The sequence below is a fragment of the Bradyrhizobium sp. OK095 genome (assembly GCF_900109945.1).
Taxonomy (GTDB): domain Bacteria; phylum Pseudomonadota; class Alphaproteobacteria; order Rhizobiales; family Xanthobacteraceae; genus Bradyrhizobium.
The window spans coordinates 21,393-36,762 of record NZ_FOBX01000025.1; the positions used below are offsets into that span (position 1 = coordinate 21,393).

The window sequence follows — 15,370 nt, forward strand, 5'->3', positions numbered from 1 at the left end:
CTCTCTCCGCACATTCGAATGCCGCGAGACCTGTACCCCCTCACCCGAATTCGATCTGCGATCGAATTCGACCTCTCCCCGCAGGCGCGGCGAGGTTAAGAAGGAAGCGCGCGCCCCGGAATGACCCTCAGTGTCCCGCCGCCGGTTCGCCGACCGCATCATACGTCGTCACCGCCTGGCGCCCCCCGCGATAGACGACCGATGCCGCGATAATGCCGAGGAAGGCTGCCAGCATCAGCCAGTAGCCAGGCGAGGCCTTGTCGCCGGTGTGCTCGATCAGCAAGGTCGAGGCGAACGGCGTGAAGGTGCCGAACAGCGCGGCCGCAAGCGCGAAGGCGAGCGAGAAGCAGGTGGTGCGGACATGCGCTGGCACGATCTCGACCAGAGCACCGAGCATGGTGCCGCTGTACATGCCGAAATAGAACGAGAACATCATCTCGACTGCGAGCAGCTTGCCGAAGGTCGGCGCGGCCACCAGCCAGTGCAGCGCCGGATAGGCGGTGACCAGCGCCAGGCAAGCGATGGTGAGCAACACCGGCTTGCGGCCGATGCGGTCTGACAGTGCGCCACCGACCGGATTCCAGAAGAAGTTGGTGACCGCGACGAGCAAGGTGACCAGCAGCGCATCCTGCGTCGACAGCTTCAGCACCGACTTGCCGAAAGTCGGCGTGTAGACGGTGACGAAGTAGAACGTCGTCGTGGTCAGGATCGCGATCATCATGCCGAGGATGACGATGCGCCAGTTCGCGAGCGCCGACGAGAACACCTCCGCGGCGGTCGGGTGCTTCTTCATTGCCAGAAATGCCGGCGTCTCCTCAAGCGACCGCCGCAGGAAGAAGATCAGCGGGATGATCAGGCAGCCGACGAAGAAGGGAATGCGCCAACCCCAGGCGGTGACGGTCTCGGCCGGCATCATCTCGCTCAGGATAAAGCCGAGGATCGACGCCACGAAGATCGCGACCTGCTGACTGGAGGACTGGAACGAGGTGTAGAAGCCGCGGTTGCCGGGCGTCGAAATCTCCGACAGGTAGACTGAGACGCCGCCGAGCTCGACGCCGGCGGAAAAGCCCTGCAGCAGGCGGCCGAACAGCACGATGATCGGCGCGGCGACGCCGATCGTCGCATAGGTCGGGCAGAACGCGATCACCACGGTCCCGGCAGCCATGATCGCAAGCGTGACGATTAGGCCCTTGCGACGGCCGATGCGGTCGATATAGGCCCCGAGCACGATGGCGCCGACCGGGCGCATCAACGCACCGAGCCAGAATACGCCGAACGTATTGAGCAGCTGGGCCGTTTCGTTAGTCGAGGGGAAGAACGCCTTGCCGATGGCCGCGGCATAGAAGCCGAACAGGAAGAAGTCGAACTGCTCGAGGAAATTGCCTGATGTGGCGCGCAGGATCGCGCCGATGCGCGACTTGATCTCGGGCGGATTTGTTGAGTCTGCTGGTCCAGCCATGACGTTATTCCCCTTCGAGACGCGGCCGGACCGGAACTCATTTCACGGCAAGGCGACAGATCGATACTGCGACAATCTGTCTACCCCTTCCCGCGCGAGGCGGTACGAGTCAATCGAATTTGCCGGGGAAGTTGATGATTTTTCAGGCCTTATTTTGCGTTGCAGCGATCATCCATTCGCGGAATGCGGCGAGCTTGGGCGCCTCGCGGCGGCCCTCCGGTGAGACCAGATAGAAGCCGGCATCGGCCGGCAGCGCGATCTTGAAGGGGACGACCAACCGGCCTTTGGCGATGTCGTCCTGCACGTAGGAGGTCCGGCCCATCGCCACGCCGATGCCGTCGATCGCGGCCTGGATGGTCATGAAGATCATGTCGAAGGTGATGCCGGGTTGCCGCGCGATATCGGACGGCTGGCCCGCCGCCGTCAGCCACAGCCGCCAGTCGTCGCTGTTGGCGTTGGATGTGTGCAGCAGCGTGTAGCCTCGGAGATCCTCCGGTTGGCGCAGCGGCTTGTCGCCGCGCAGCAGCGACGGACTGCACACCGGGAACAGCTCGTCCGCCATCAGCCAGTCGGCGCGCAGGCCCTGCCACTGACCGCGGCCGTAGCGGATGGCGGCGTCGACATCGTCGCGCTGGAAGTCGACGAGGCTGGTCGATGTGGTGATGCGGACGTCGATGCCGGGATGCTGCTCCTGGAAATCGGTCAGCCGCGGCAGCAGCCATTTTGCCGCGAGCGAAGCCAGCGTCGAGATCGTCAGCACCTTGTCGTCGTCCTTGCGCAGCAACCGGTCGGTGGCCAGCCGCAGATCGTTGAAGGCGGCTCGGATGCCCGGCAAATAGTCGCGCGCCTCCGGCGTCAGCGCCAGCGCGCGGTTCTGCCGGATGAACAGGCGAATGCCGAGCTCCTCCTCGAGCCGGCGGATCTGATGGCTGATCGCGGTCTGGGTCACGCTCAGCTCGGACGCCGCCAGCGTGAAGCTGAGATGGCGCGCGGCGGCCTCAAAGGCCCGCAATCCGTTCAGGGACGGCAATCTGGCAGTCATCTGGCAGCAGGATACATGAGCTTATTTCATGCGAAGAGGTACAAATTGTCGTTTGTCGCAACGCACTCGGAAGCAGATATTGCGGGTCAAGTTAGCTCAAGGAGCTGAAAATGTCTACTTGCACTGATAATTCGATGACAAATCATCATGCGCAGGGCGTGATCGAGCAGATCGGCGAGACGCTTCACGTCTGGCACGAGCGCTACCGCACGCGGCGTGAGCTTACCAACTGGACCGCCCGCGATCTCCACGACGTCGGGCTGTCCTGGACCGACATTGCCCACGAGGCCGATAAACCCTTCTGGCGGGCCTGATTGGCCGCCAGGCCGGCGCCGCCTGACTTTGGGGGCGCCGGCGGTCCTGTTTTCGCCTTTGGTCGCTTTGGGGCTCGTGTCATGAGCACTCTCCGCCTGGAAGATTTGAAGCAATATTCCGATGTGCTGCGCACCCGGCAGGGTGAGCCGCTCAACGTGCGCTTCATCGAGCCGCGCGACACCGAGGAGCTTCAGCACTATTTCCGCTCGCTCACGACCCGCTCCCGCTACAACCGCTTCTTCGGTGCGATCAGCGAATTGCCACAAGGCCTGCTGAGCGAATTCCTCGATGTCGGAGCGCGCGAGCGTTTCACCGTGGTTGCGACCAAGATGGTCGACGGTTTTGAAACGATTGTCGCCGAGGCGCGCTACGCGCTCCATGCTGAGACGTCGACGCTGGAATTCGGACTGTCGGTTGACGATCGCTGGCAGGGCCACGGCATCGCCACCGCGCTGATGAAGAATCTCGAATGCCGTGCGGCCGCGCTCGGTGCCGAGCATATGTTCGGCGACACGCTGCGCTCCAACCAACCCATGATCTCGGCCGCGCGCAAATCCGGCTTCGCCTTCGTCAATCATCCTGATGACTGGAAGCTGGTGCGATTCGACAAGGAGATCAACGTCGCGCCGAAAGACATTCCCTGCGCGAGCTGGCGTCTCGCAGCACTTTCCCGTCAGGCCGAAAGCCCCTCAGCCTCGGTCTGACACCACTCCAAGCCCGGCTCAGGTCAAACCAGAGCCGGGCATTTTTTTGCGTTCGTGGATGGGGTAATGCGCCGGCCTACTTCCCCGTGAACACCGCCTTGCGCTTCTCGATGAAGGCCTGCACCGCCTCCTTGTGATCGGCGGTCGTGGTCAGGCGGATCAGCCGCTCGGCCTCGTGATCCCTGGCGGTTTCGAAATCGAACAACAGGGCTTCGTCGAGATTGTCCTTCATGTAGCGCAGCGCCAGGCGCGGGCCTTCGGCCAGCGACTTTGCCAGGGCGAAGGCCTCCGTCTGAAGCTTGTCGTCGGGTACGACGCGGTTGACGAGGCCGATCGCCTCGGCTCGTGCGGCATCGACGCGATCGCCGGTGAACAGCAGCTCGCGCGCCCGCGCGGTGCCGACCAGCCGGGTGAGCAGCCAGGCGATGCCGTAATCGCCGCTGAGCGCGATGCGGGCGTAGCCGGTGGCGACGAAGGCCGATTGTGCGGCGATGCGGATGTCGCAGGCCATGGCGATGGCAAGCCCGGCGCCGACCGCAGGGCCGGGCAGCGCCGCGATGGTCGGCTTGCGCACCGACACCAATGCTCCCGTGAGCAGCCGCTGCCGCTCCTGGAGATCGGCGACCTTGTCGTCAAAGGGCATCTCGAGCTTGGCCTTGTCGCGATGCGCGCCCATGCCTTTGACATTGCCGCCGGCGCAAAACGCTTCGCCAGCGCCGGTGAGCAGCAGCGCGCCGACATCGGGGTTCTCGCCGCAACTGCGGATCATCGTGCGCAGCGCCGGCGTCAGCGTGTCCGACATCGCGTTTCGCGCCTCCGGCCGGTTCAGCGTAATGACAGCGACGCGGTCGCGGATGACGCAGAGGAGTTCGTTGGTGCCGGTATCGATGGCGGTTTCCGTGGTCATGTCGCTCCCTCTCTTTCGTCATTGCGAGGAGCGAAGCGACGAAGCAATCCAGTCTGTTTCTGCGGAGACATCTCTGGATTGCTTCGCTTCGCTCGCAATGACGGTTGTTGTTACGTTATTGTCTCAAAACTTCTCCACCCAGGGGCGCAGCTCGAGCTCCCAGCTCCAGGCGCTGCGGGGCTGCTGCAGCACGTTCCAATAGCTCTCCGCGATCGCATCGGGATCGAGCATCGAATCCGGTTTGTCCGCGGCTTCCGTCCGCGCCGCGCTCTTGATGCCGCCGTCGATGACGAAATGCGCGACATGGATGCCCTGCGGAGAGAGTTCGCGCGCCAGGCTCTGGGCGAGGCCGCGCAGCGCGAACTTGCCCATCGCGAACGAGGCCGACTGCGCATAGCCCTTGACGCTGGCGGAGGCGCCGGTGAACAGGATCGCGCCGTGCTTGTTCGGCAGCATACGCTTTGCCGCCTGCTGCGCCACCAGGAAGCCGCCATAGGCACTGATTGCAATCGCCTGCGCGACGTCGGCCGGGACGAGATCGACGAACGGCCCGCGGGTGCGGCCGCTGGCGTTGTAGACGACGAGATCGGGTGTGCCGATCTCGCGCTCGACGAGGCCAAACAGCCGCTCGACCTCCTCCGGCTCGGTGGCATTGCAGGCATAGGCCTTGGCGCCGGTCTCGCTACAGAGCGCGCCCAGCTTCTCGATTTTTCGCGCGGCCAGTGCGACGCGGATGCCCTGCGCCGACAGCAGCCGTGCCAGCGAGGCGCTCAGGCCTTCGCCGGCGCCGACGATGAGGGCGATCTTGTATTTCGGGTGTTCCATGGGGTGATCTCTCGGAGACGGGAAGCGCTGATCTATGTATCCGCCGCGCGGACAACCAGCCGGGTCAATCACAATTCCGCAGAGCGAATTGCTCCTTCACGGCGGTCATGCCTCCCTGACAATTTGCGGCTTTATCCGCATCCGCGGCTGGAGCATGATCGACATCATCCAAAGCGGCAAGCGGTAAGAATTGTCGTCGGGCGGAAACGAAGAGGACGATCATGCACAAGCCGGTCACAGCGCAGCCACAAAATGTCGCGGCCGCACCATCTGGCCTGCTGGCGCCCGATACGTCAGGCATGAATTTCTACCGCGCCGATCAGGCACTGACGGATTTGCTCCGCATCCATCTGCCGGAGACGCTGTTCCGCCACATCGAGCCGCATCTCGATCGGCTGGGAGAGATGGCCGGTGGCCGTCTCGACGACTGCGCGCGCCTTGCCGACCGGCATACCCCGGTGCTGCATCAGCGCGACAAGTTCGGCCGCGATACGCAATATATCGAATACCATCCGGCCTATCGCGAGCTGGAGAACGCCGCATTCGGCGAATTCGGCATCCACGCGCTCTCGATCCGCAAGGGCATCATGGGCTGGCCGGACAAATATCCGGTGGCGGCAAAACACGCTTTCACCTTCCTGTTCAACCAGACCGAATTCGGCATGGGCTGCCCGATCAACGTCACCGACGGCTGCGCAAAACTGCTTTCGAATTTCGGCAGCGATGCGCTCAAAGCAAAGTATCTCGACGGCCTGACCCAGACCGACATGAGCAAGCTGACGCAGGGCGGCCAGTTCATGACCGAGAAGGAAGGCGGCTCCGATGTCGGCACACTGACGACGACGGCGGTGCAGGAGGGCGACCATTGGCGCCTCCATGGCGAGAAATGGTTCTGCTCGAACGCCGACGCCAAGGTCGTGATGCTGCTGGCGCGCCCCGAAGGCGCCGGGCCCGGCACGCGCGGCGTCGGCCTGTTCCTGATGCCGCGCTTCCTCGATGATGGCTCGCAGAACCATTACCGGATCGTGCGTCTGAAGGACAAGCTCGGCACCCGCTCGATGGCGTCGGGCGAAATCAAGCTCGAAGGCGCGATCGCCTACGCGGTCGGCAAGCTCGACCGCGGTTTTGTGCAGATGGCCGAGATGGTGAACTCGTCGCGGCTCTCCAACGGCGTCAAGTCCACCGCGCTGATGCGCCGCGCCTATCATGATGCGATGACTGTCGCAAAGAACCGGGTGGTGTTCGGTAGCCGCATCATCGACCTGCCGCTCGGGCGGCGGCAGATGCTGAAAATCATGCTGCCGGTCGAGCAGGCGCTATCGATGAGTTTTCTCACCGCCGACGCGCTCGATCGTGCGGAAGCCGGCAGCCAGGATGCGGCTGCGCTGCTGCGCATCCTGACGCCGACCTTGAAATTCCGCGCCACGCGTGATGCACGAAAAGTCTGCGGCGATGCGCTCGAGATGCGCGGTGGCATCGGCTATATCGAGGAATTCGCCACCCCGCGCTTGCTGCGCGACGCCCATCTCGGCTCGGTCTGGGAAGGTACCGGCAACATCGTCGCGATCGATGCGCTCCGGCGCGCCGTCGGCCGCCATGGCGCGGAGTCCGCGCTATCAGCCGATCTGCATGCGCGGCTCGATGACAGCGCCTCCGTGCCGCAGGCTTGGCGCGTCAACCTGCGCGGCCTCGTCGATCGTGCGGTCGGTTTTGCACGTGAGGTCGCGAGTAAGGCCGAGAACGAGGCCGATGCGCGCCGCGCCACGAGCCTGCTCTATCATGTCGCAAGCGCGGTCGCGCTCGCCTGGGAAGCGCACCGCATCCATGAGATGCGCGGCGATGCACGAAGGTTGCTGCTGTCGCGGCTGGTGATCGATCATCGGGTGTCGCCGAGCGATCCGTTCCGGCTGACGGAAAATGCCGTGCAAGCGAAGATCGCCGCGTTGCTGCTCGGCGACAGCTCAGCCTCCATGAGCGAGGTTGGCGAACTGGTTCTGGCGGCGTAGGCTACGCGCCACGATCAAACCAAAAAAAAGCGACAGGGAGTTCTCGATGAAGGCCGCCGTCCTGCATGAAGTCAACAAGCCGCTGGTCATCGAGGATGTCAGCCTGCCGAAGCCAGGCCCGCGCGAAGTCCTGATCCGGACGTCAGTGGCCGGTCTCTGCCACTCCGACCTGCACTTCATGGAAGGCCTTTATCCTCATCCGCTGCCGGCGGTGCTTGGCCACGAATCCGCTGGTGTCGTCGAGCAGGTCGGCTCCGACGTCACTTACGTGAAGCCGGGCGATCACGTCGTCACTTGCCTGTCCGTGTTCTGCGGCACCTGCGACAATTGCACCACCGGCCGTACCGTGCTCTGCACCGACACCACGGTAAAATTGCTGCCGGGCGCCTCCAACCGGATGCAGTGGTCTCGCTCAGAGAAGCTGCATCAGTTCCTGAATCTCTCATCCTTCGCCGAGCAGATGCTGGTGCACGAGAACGCCATCGTCAAAATCCGGAAGGAGATGCCGCTCGATCTCGCCGCGCTGATCGGCTGCGGCGTTATCACCGGCTACGGCGCGGTGGTGAACACGGCGAAGGTGACGGCGGGCGAGACCGTGGCGGTGATCGGCTGCGGCGGTGTCGGCATGGCCGCGATCAACGGCGCGCAGATCGCCGGCGCTGGCCGCATCATCGCTATCGACACCAATCCGGCAAAGCTTCAGCTCGCGACCAAGCTGGGCGCGACCGACATCATCAACCCCGCCGACGGCGACGTCGTGAAGCAGGTCCGCGACCTCACCAATGGTGGCGTGCATCACTCCTTCGAAGTGCTCGGCCGGAAGGAGACCGCGGAGCAGGCCTTTGGCATGCTCGCCTCCGGCGGCACCGCCACCATCGTCGGTATGATCCCGTTTGGCCAGAAGATCGAGCTGCACGGCTTTGACTTTTTGCGCGAGCGCCGGATCCAGGGGTCCTCAATGGGCTCCAACCATTTTCGCGTGGACATGCCGCGACTGGTCGATTTCTACCTGCGGGGACGGCTGCATCTGGAGGACTGGATCTCTGCCAAGCTGAAGCTGAGCGAGATCAACGAGGGCTTTGCCAACATGAAGGCCGGCAAGACGCTGCGCAGCGTGATCATGTTTGATAGCTGAGCCAAGTTATTTTACTCCGTCATTGCGAGGAGCTCTTGCGACGAAGCAATCCAGACTGTCTCTGCCGGACGATCTCTGAATTGCTTCGCTTCGCTCGCAATGACGGCGAACACTAATCATCAAACATCTTCGGCGGCACGAACCCGCCGAACTCGCGCTCGATCAGCTCGGCGAGCTTCAGCGGCGTGCGGTCTTCCAGCCACGGACCGACGATCTGGACGCCGACCGGCAGTCCGTCCGGTGCAAAGCCGGTCGGGATCGCGGTCGAGGGCAGGCCGGGAAGCGTGGCGATGCCGGGCCAGGCGAGCTGGTCGGTATAGACATGCTCCTTGCCGTCGATCGTGATGCGGCGCTTTTCCTGATCCGGCGAATGGTCGTGCGGATAGGCCGCCGTCGGCATCACCGGGCAGATCACCGCGTCGAAGGTTTTGAACAGCTCGCGCCATTGCGCGCGCAGCCGCGTGCGTCCGCCATTCGCCATCTGCCAGTCGCGATGGCTGAGCGCGATGCCGCGCAGCCGCTCGGCGCGGAGGCTGTTGTCGCCCTCAGGCAGCGCGGCCGCGGCCGCCGTCGCGCCGGCATAGATGTCGGGCGCGAAGCTTGCGGCGAGGAACGACAGCAGCATGCGCATATAAAGCCTCGAGGAGGCCGCGAAATCCGGCAGCAGCGGAGAGCTGCGCGCGATTGTCACGCCTGACTTGGCGAGGTTGTCGGCGAGCGTGTTGATGGTGCCGCGCACGGCGGTATCGGTCGGCAGCACCGGATCGGTGTCGATCACCAGCACACGGAAATCTTTGAAAGCAGTATGCCGCGCCGCCGGCAGCTCAAGCCGGTAAGCCAGACCTGCATCGATCGGATCGGGCCCGGCCATCACGTCGAGCACCAGCGAGAGATCGGCGGCGCTGCGTGCCATCGGGCCGATCACCGAGAGGTCGCGCTCGAACGGCAAGGGCGGCAGCGGCGGCGGTGTGTGGCCGCGCATCGCCACGAGATTGAAGGTCGGCTTGTGCGCATAGACGCCGCAATGGAAGGCAGGCACGCGCAGCGAGCCGCCGATATCGGAGCCGATCGACAGCGGGCCATAGCCCGCCGCGAGCGCCGCCGAGGAGCCACCGGACGAGCCGCCGGGCGTGCGGCCGAGATCGTAGGGGTTGTTGGTGGTGCCGTAGATGTCGTTGTAACTCTGCCAGTCGCCGAGCCCGAGCGGCACGTTGGTCTTGCCGATGACGATGCTGCCGGCGTCCTTCACGCGCGTGACCGGCAGCGCGTCTTCTTTTGCGATGAAATCCTTCTGGGCGGGAATGCCCCAGGTCGTCGGCAGGCCCGCGATATTCTAGGATTCCTTCACCGTCATGGGCAAGCCAAGCAGCGGCTTGCGCTCGCCGCGCGCCAATGCGGCGTCCGCGTCGCGTGCGGCGCTCAGTGCGCGATCAAAGTCCCGCACGCAGATCGCGTTGACCTTGCCGTCGTGCCGTTCGATGCGGTCGATCGCATCCTGCGTGAGCTCGACCGAAGAAACCTTCTTCGCGATCAACGCGGCCGACAGCTCGACCGCGCTCTTGAAACTCCATTCCGATTTCGCCACGACATGCTCCTGCATTTCATTGCAACAATGATGCGCAGAATTATCCGATGTCGCAACCGCCGTTTGACAGCAATTATCCTGTTACAAAAGCTACCTGGGCAACATCCGCTGCATGACACGGTCGCGATAGACGAAGATGTGCGCGAGCGCGGCTGCGACGTGAATGACGATGGTGACGAGCAACGCCAATTCCATGGCCTGGTGCAGTCCGTCGACTGTGCGCCCGGCGGCTTCGTTGTCGGACGCCAGCATCGGCAGCGGTACGAGGTAGAAGATCGAAACGGACCAGCCGCGGAAGGACGCAAACAGCCAGCCCGTCAGCGTGGTCGCAAGGACCAGCGCATAAAGCAGCCAGTGCACGGCTTCCGAGCTCAGCCGTTGCCAGGCCGGCAGCGAGCTTTCTGGCGCGACCGGATGGGTCAGCCGCCAGACCAGGCGGAGAGCGGTCAGAGCCAGAACTGTAATCCCGATCGAGAGGTGAAACGTCATCCCGGCGCCGGGCGTCATGCCGCGGTGGATGTCAGGCATCAGCCAGCCGATCGGGTATTGCACGGCAAGCAGCGCGACGATGAGCCAATGGATGATCTTGGCCGGTGTTCCATAGTGCAGTTGGGCCGTCATGGGGGCGCCCGATCTAGCGATGAGTTTCGCTCTAGGGTTGGAAGCTGCGCGCAAAGGCATGCGCGAACGGATTGATAGGGCCGCTGGCCATGCGCGCGTTGGCATCGGATGTCGCTCCGGGCACCGGAAATGCGTAGCCGATGATCGTTTTGACCACGAGGCGATCGGAGGCACGGGTCAATCCGTAGCCCACGCCGAAGTTCACACCGAAGTCGCCGACCTTGAAATCGGTCACCGCGAACAGCGTATGCGACTGGTCCGAGAGCTTCTTGAAATTCCCGATCTCGCCGAAATCGGCGTAGTACTCGAAGCCCGCGAACAGATCGTTGCCGAATTTTCGCGCCACGCGCGCGGCCGGGGTAAAGTCGACCTCGCCATAGCGGTCGAAGCCGACGTCGACGATCGGATTGACGATGAACTCGTACTGGGCATTGCGGATGCCGATGATCGGCCGGATTTCGAGGCCGAACCGGGTCTGCGCGAATCGTGGCATTTCGTAGCCGAGCTCGAAATTCACGCCGTAGAAGAAATTGCGGTCGGCCGCATGCGGCGAGACGAACAGGGTGCGCAGCTTGAAGGCATCGGACAAAAATTGCTGGTTCTGCACCGAGAACGGCAGATAGAGCCCGAGCTCCCACCAGTCGGTCATGCCATAGGCGAATTCCGGCGTGCCGTTGAGGCTGTTGTGGGACGGGATGCCGCCAGGAAAGGGCGGGTCCTTCTGTCCAAGCGCGACGTAGTTGAGGTGCTGCTGGATCGTGAACTGGCCGACATCGGCGATGCCGGCGTTGTAGACTTGGATCTCATCGGTGGCACGCGCGGCCCCGCCTGACGCAATTAGAATCGATCCGCCGATCAAGATCGCGGCAGCGACGGTGGATGAAAGATGCCTTTTCATCGTCATCACCGCCTACGCCGCCCCGATCAATATCCCCACCGCCAGCACGATGGCGCCGCCGAGCACGATCTGGAACACGGCCTGGAGGAACGGCGTGTCCATGTAGCGCGAGCGAATGAAGGCGATCGCCCACAATTCGAAGAACACGACGACACCGGCGATTCCCGTCGCGATCCAGAACGCGTTGGCCCAGCTGTCGGGCACGAGATAAGGCAGCGTGTGGCCGAGCCCGCCGAGCGTCGTCATCGCGCCGCAGGTGACGCCGCGCAGCCAGGGCGAGCCGCGCCCGGTCAGCGATCCGTCGTCGGACAGCGCCTCCGCAAAGCCCATGCTGATGCCGGCGCCGATCGAGGCGGCGAGGCCGACCAGAAAGGTCTGCCAGTTCTGGTGCGTGGCAAAGGCCGCCGCGAACAGCGGCGCCAATGTCGAGACCGATCCGTCCATCAGGCCGGCGAGGCCGGGCTGCACATATTGCAGCACGAACATCCGCCGCCGCGTGCGGTCTTCCTCGGCGCGCACGTCGGGCTTCAGGATTTCGTCGGTCAGCTTGGCGGCGATGTTCTCGTGGCTTTTCTCTGCTTCGGCGAGATCGCCGAGCAGGCGGCGCACACCGACGTCCTGCGCCTGTTCGGCGGCCTTCACATAGAAGCGCTCGGCCTCGAACTCCATGGTCTCGACTTCCTTGCGGATAGTGTCGAGCGGCAGGTTCTTGGTCAGCCAGATCGGACGGCGGCGCAAAAATCCCTTGACGTTTTCGCGGCGGATCGGCGGCAGATGCTGGCCGAAACGCTGTTCGTACGTCTCGAGCAGCATGTGGCGATGGCCACGCTCCTCCTCGGCCATCTGCTCGAACAGCTTTGCCGAATCCGGGTAGCGCTCCTTCAGATCCTCGGCGAAGCTCATGTAGATGCGGCTGTCTTCCTCCTCGGAGGCAATCGCGACCGCAAGCACCTCGCGCTCGGTCAGATCGGCAAAATTCTTCACGGTGTGTCCTGGTTGACTAGTTTAGAATAGTTCTAAAGTGATATAGTCTGCAAATCGTTCAGGGTCAATTCACGCGAAATGCCGGAATCCTTGCGCGCGTGGCGGCGATGAGCGCACGGAACGGCGTCCGGCGATGCAGGTTCGAATTCTTAGTGTGGGTTGACGGGGTGAATCATGGACAAGGTCAAGTTTCGGCTGAACGATCCGCGGCTGGCGCCACGCCGCACCAAGCTCGAAATCCCCGGATGGGCCGGCAAGCGCGAGCCGCGCGCGGACGGTTCGCGTGAGCAGGTCTGGCATTGCGTGCCCTTTTCCGAGGGTGCGCAATACGGCATCGAGCTGTTCTATCCCTATGATTTCGAGCTTCACGTGACGACCAGCGATGGTTGCTTGGTCCTCGAGGCCGATTGGGGTGAGCCGCCGGAAGGGGGAGCGGAATGGCCGCCGTTTCGCAAGTTTGGCGATGCGTTCTACACCTACCAGATACTGCTCGATCTCAAGGTCGAGAAAGGCATGGCAATCCGCACGGAGCCGCATCCGCGTTTCTATACCGATCGGACCGACACCGTGCCGATCGCCGTTCCTGCGCTGGTTCGCAATTGGTGGCCGATGATGTTCTTCTGCGTCTTCAAGGCGCCGGCCGAAGGCCGAACCCACATCTTCCGACCGAGCGAGCCCTTCGCACAAATCATCGTCATTCCCGAGGAAGCCAACTTCGAACTCGAGCCAATGAACGAGGAAGAGGCGGCGGAGCGCGAGCTTCAGGCCCGCCGGATCTACACCAATCGGCCCAAATTGGCGGCGGGTACCGAATGGACGTCTTCATCAGATACGGTGTTCGACGGCACGTACCGGCACCTGCATCGGGCGGCAAAGGAAAAGGCTCGCAACGAATAGGGCCGGTGGCCACGCTCGGACTTGGCGTTCCAGTCGTTGGCTTGATCTCCGCGCCGGCTGCGTGCAGCGCTCGCGGAAGATGATTCTGCCTGTTTTACCCGATTTGGATGCTGTCAAAAGCAAACAGGACCCGAAGGTCCTGTTCATCCCATTTCCCTCGTACCGTGACCTCAGTAATCGCGGCGATAGAAGCTGTGGTGATGGTGATGGTGGTGATGATGATGGCGATAATATCGCCGATACCGCGGCACCACCACGACCGGCGCGTCATAATAGCCGCGGCGATAGAAGCTGTGATGGTGGTGATGATGATGGTGGTGATGGTAGAACTGGGCGACCTGAAGCTCTTCGCCGGTCTTTGGCGGCGTCGCTTCATCGATGGCCTGGAGCAGGGCGCCGGCGTTCGGAATCGGCTCCAGCAGGTCGGCGTATGAATTCGCTTGCAAGACGTCGGTCGGCGCAGGCGCGGCGTCGGCTACGCCGAATGTCCCGAGCGCGGCGACCGCTCCTAATAGTCCAGCGATCTTCTTGTCCATCGTCGTTCTCCATTGGGCGCCGGACCCAGCTCCGGTATCACGCAACGTCAGACATTGCCGAATGTTCCCTGAACCGCGGATTAACGCCCTGTGACGGGATCGTGGCGCGGCTTCAACGTGTCGAGACGGTGGCGGTGCGGAGAAACTGCAGCAGCAGGCGGCTGACCTCGGCCGGCTGCTCCTGCTGCACCCAATGGCCAGCGCCATCGACGAGATGGCAGCCGAGCATGTTTGTGCAGCCGCGGCCTTGCATCGCCTCGAACACGCCGGGGCGTTGATAGGTGCCCCAATCCTGCTTGCCCGAGATGAAGCACGAGGGCACGTCGATGCTGCGCCCCGCAAACAGCTGCATCTCGTTATTGAGCATGCCCGACGTGCCGTAGCGATACCATTGCAGCCCGCCCTGGAATCCGGTGCGGCCATATTCGGCGCTGTAAAAAGCGAGGTCGCTGTCCGGCAGCCATTGGTTGGCGGCAATCGTGGCCTGCGAGGGCATCTCCTTCGCCACCGTCTCGGCCATGGTCTCGCCGGCGTCCATCACGTAATAGGTCGGCAGTTTTGCGAGCTCGCCCGCCGACCACGATTTTAGCGGATAAGGCTTGTTGTCGGTCCAGTCCGCGCTCTTGTGATGATAATAGGCACGCAGGAAATCATGCACGCCTTGCGGGGCATGCTGCATGTCAGCGTTGGCCGGGCGCATCGCGTAGTACCATTGATAGTGAATGCGCGGGCGCGGCAGCGCGGCGAGCTCGCGATGCACGGGATCTTCAACCGCAGGCTTCGCCGGTGCATCGACGGTGTTGAACGGCAGTGGCGGTGCTCCACTGAACGGTGCGCTCATCAGCGTCACCGAGCGAAACACATCAGGCCGGATCAGTGCGCACCAGGCCGCGACCGGGCTGCCGAAATCATGCCCGGCGAGATCGACCTGCCTGTAACCGAACGCCGACACCAAAGCGAGCGCGTCGCGCACCAGGTTGAGAAGCGAGAACGGCGTGAGGTCGCCGTCATAGTCCGCGGTCCATCCGGTGGTGCGGCCATAGCCACGCTGGTCGGGCGCGATCACGTGATAGCCGGCCGCGGCGAGCGCCGGCATCACCTTGCGCCAGGAGAAGGCGAGCTCGGGAAAGCCGTGCAGCAGCAGGATGCAGGGGCGCCCCTTGGTCTCGAAGCCGGCTTCGAGCACATGCATGCGCAAGCCGTTGATGCCGTCGACATAACGCGAGCGGATACCGGCGGGCAGGGGGATGTCGGGGAGCGCGGTCATCGTTTTCTCCACTCGGGTGGAATCGTAGATTCCATGGGGCGGTGAGCGAGCCCTATCCGTTAGGTTTGGGTTTCCACACTCGAACCACCGGAGAGTCTGATGCAAGCATCGACCGAGAGCACGCCCACCGCCGGACATAGTGGCACAATTTTCGTTGCAATCGAACTGAGCCAGCGGAGCTGGCTGGCA

Annotated in this window: 14 protein-coding genes and 1 pseudogene; 5 read left to right on the forward strand and 10 right to left on the reverse strand. The window is 63.4% G+C overall.

Features of this window, described 5'->3' with window-relative positions; translation table 11 throughout:
- Nucleotides 1–127: 127 nt before the first annotated feature.
- The gene (locus BMW89_RS36325; RefSeq protein WP_092035144.1) at nt 128–1,459 is read right to left on the reverse strand and encodes an MFS transporter; all 1,332 of its coding nucleotides are present in this window, start codon (nt 1,457–1,459) and stop codon (nt 128–130) included.
- Between the two features lie 142 nt (nt 1,460–1,601).
- Entirely contained in the window at nt 1,602–2,501 is a 900-nt protein-coding gene (locus BMW89_RS36330; protein ID WP_092035145.1) for a transcriptional regulator GcvA, read from the reverse strand.
- Nucleotides 2,502–2,611: 110 nt separating this feature from the next.
- Here BMW89_RS36330 and BMW89_RS36335 point away from each other — a divergent pair, with 110 nt between their 5' ends.
- Nucleotides 2,612–2,815 carry a DUF1127 domain-containing protein gene (locus tag BMW89_RS36335; protein WP_092035146.1) on the forward strand — a complete coding sequence of 68 codons (204 nt, stop codon included), beginning with the start codon at nt 2,612–2,614 and terminating at the stop codon, nt 2,813–2,815.
- 81 nt (nt 2,816–2,896) lie between these two features.
- Complete coding sequence (locus BMW89_RS36340) at nt 2,897–3,520, forward strand: GNAT family N-acetyltransferase (protein ID WP_092035147.1); 624 nt, start codon at nt 2,897–2,899, stop codon at nt 3,518–3,520.
- Nucleotides 3,521–3,596: 76 nt separating this feature from the next.
- On the opposite strand, the gene BMW89_RS36345 is transcribed toward BMW89_RS36340, so the two are convergent.
- A complete protein-coding gene (locus BMW89_RS36345; RefSeq protein WP_092035148.1) occupies nt 3,597–4,427 on the reverse strand; it encodes an enoyl-CoA hydratase in 831 nt (276 codons plus the stop codon).
- Nucleotides 4,428–4,550: 123 nt separating this feature from the next.
- Entirely contained in the window at nt 4,551–5,252 is a 702-nt protein-coding gene (locus tag BMW89_RS36350) for an SDR family NAD(P)-dependent oxidoreductase (RefSeq protein WP_092035149.1), read from the reverse strand.
- Between the two features lie 221 nt (nt 5,253–5,473).
- Here BMW89_RS36350 and BMW89_RS36355 point away from each other — a divergent pair, with 221 nt between their 5' ends.
- Both BMW89_RS36355 and BMW89_RS36360 read left to right on the forward strand, forming a co-directional pair.
- Complete coding sequence (locus BMW89_RS36355) at nt 5,474–7,258, forward strand: acyl-CoA dehydrogenase family protein (RefSeq protein WP_092035150.1); 1,785 nt, start codon at nt 5,474–5,476, stop codon at nt 7,256–7,258.
- Nucleotides 7,259–7,304: 46 nt separating this feature from the next.
- Complete coding sequence (locus BMW89_RS36360; protein WP_092035151.1) at nt 7,305–8,393, forward strand: Zn-dependent alcohol dehydrogenase; 1,089 nt, start codon at nt 7,305–7,307, stop codon at nt 8,391–8,393.
- Nucleotides 8,394–8,505: 112 nt separating this feature from the next.
- Here BMW89_RS36360 and BMW89_RS36365 read toward each other — a convergent pair.
- The 4 genes and pseudogenes from BMW89_RS36365 to mbfA form a co-directional block, all read right to left on the reverse strand.
- A pseudogene (locus BMW89_RS36365) lies at nt 8,506–9,978 on the reverse strand (amidase).
- Between the two features lie 90 nt (nt 9,979–10,068).
- Nucleotides 10,069–10,599 carry a cytochrome b gene (locus BMW89_RS36370; protein ID WP_092035152.1) on the reverse strand — a complete coding sequence of 177 codons (531 nt, stop codon included), beginning with the start codon at nt 10,597–10,599 and terminating at the stop codon, nt 10,069–10,071.
- A 31-nt stretch (nt 10,600–10,630) separates the two neighbouring features.
- Nucleotides 10,631–11,497, reverse strand: a complete 867-nt coding sequence (locus BMW89_RS36375; protein ID WP_244547781.1) for a hypothetical protein — start codon at nt 11,495–11,497, stop codon at nt 10,631–10,633.
- A 12-nt stretch (nt 11,498–11,509) separates the two neighbouring features.
- Nucleotides 11,510–12,481, reverse strand: coding sequence for an iron exporter MbfA (gene mbfA / locus BMW89_RS36380; protein WP_092035154.1), 972 nt, complete (start codon nt 12,479–12,481; stop codon nt 11,510–11,512).
- A gap of 174 nt (nt 12,482–12,655) precedes the next feature.
- On the opposite strand from mbfA, the gene BMW89_RS36385 reads away from it, so the two are divergent.
- Nucleotides 12,656–13,378 (forward strand): hypothetical protein, encoded by a 723-nt coding sequence (locus tag BMW89_RS36385; RefSeq protein WP_092035155.1) that lies wholly within the window; start codon nt 12,656–12,658, stop codon nt 13,376–13,378.
- Nucleotides 13,379–13,548: 170 nt separating this feature from the next.
- Here the strand turns inward: BMW89_RS36385 and BMW89_RS36390 are convergent, their stop codons facing one another.
- Both BMW89_RS36390 and BMW89_RS36395 read right to left on the reverse strand, forming a co-directional pair.
- Nucleotides 13,549–13,914: a hypothetical protein gene (locus tag BMW89_RS36390; RefSeq protein WP_092035156.1), complete on the reverse strand. Its 366-nt coding sequence runs from the start codon at nt 13,912–13,914 to the stop codon at nt 13,549–13,551.
- Nucleotides 13,915–14,026: 112 nt separating this feature from the next.
- Nucleotides 14,027–15,181 (reverse strand): alpha/beta fold hydrolase, encoded by a 1,155-nt coding sequence (locus BMW89_RS36395; RefSeq protein WP_177196575.1) that lies wholly within the window; start codon nt 15,179–15,181, stop codon nt 14,027–14,029.
- Nucleotides 15,182–15,370: the final 189 nt, after the last annotated feature.

Excerpts from the sequence above, each read along its gene's own strand:
- BMW89_RS36360 (WP_092035151.1), top strand. The coding sequence starts at position 7,305 with ATGAAGGCCGCCGTCCTGCATGAAGTCAACAAGCCGCTGGTCATCGAG.
- BMW89_RS36345 (WP_092035148.1), bottom strand. The coding sequence starts at position 4,427 with ATGACCACGGAAACCGCCATCGATACCGGCACCAACGAACTCCTCTGC.
- BMW89_RS36335 (WP_092035146.1), top strand. The coding sequence starts at position 2,612 with ATGTCTACTTGCACTGATAATTCGATGACAAATCATCATGCGCAGGGC.
- BMW89_RS36330 (WP_092035145.1), bottom strand. The coding sequence starts at position 2,501 with ATGACTGCCAGATTGCCGTCCCTGAACGGATTGCGGGCCTTTGAGGCC.
- BMW89_RS36375 (WP_244547781.1), bottom strand. The coding sequence starts at position 11,497 with ATGAAAAGGCATCTTTCATCCACCGTCGCTGCCGCGATCTTGATCGGC.
- BMW89_RS36370 (WP_092035152.1), bottom strand. The coding sequence starts at position 10,599 with ATGACGGCCCAACTGCACTATGGAACACCGGCCAAGATCATCCATTGG.
- BMW89_RS36340 (WP_092035147.1), top strand. The coding sequence starts at position 2,897 with ATGAGCACTCTCCGCCTGGAAGATTTGAAGCAATATTCCGATGTGCTG.
- BMW89_RS36325 (WP_092035144.1), bottom strand. The coding sequence starts at position 1,459 with ATGGCTGGACCAGCAGACTCAACAAATCCGCCCGAGATCAAGTCGCGC.
- BMW89_RS36395 (WP_177196575.1), bottom strand. The coding sequence starts at position 15,181 with ATGACCGCGCTCCCCGACATCCCCCTGCCCGCCGGTATCCGCTCGCGT.
- BMW89_RS36385 (WP_092035155.1), top strand. The coding sequence starts at position 12,656 with ATGGACAAGGTCAAGTTTCGGCTGAACGATCCGCGGCTGGCGCCACGC.
- BMW89_RS36390 (WP_092035156.1), bottom strand. The coding sequence starts at position 13,914 with ATGGACAAGAAGATCGCTGGACTATTAGGAGCGGTCGCCGCGCTCGGG.
- BMW89_RS36355 (WP_092035150.1), top strand. The coding sequence starts at position 5,474 with ATGCACAAGCCGGTCACAGCGCAGCCACAAAATGTCGCGGCCGCACCA.
- BMW89_RS36350 (WP_092035149.1), bottom strand. The coding sequence starts at position 5,252 with ATGGAACACCCGAAATACAAGATCGCCCTCATCGTCGGCGCCGGCGAA.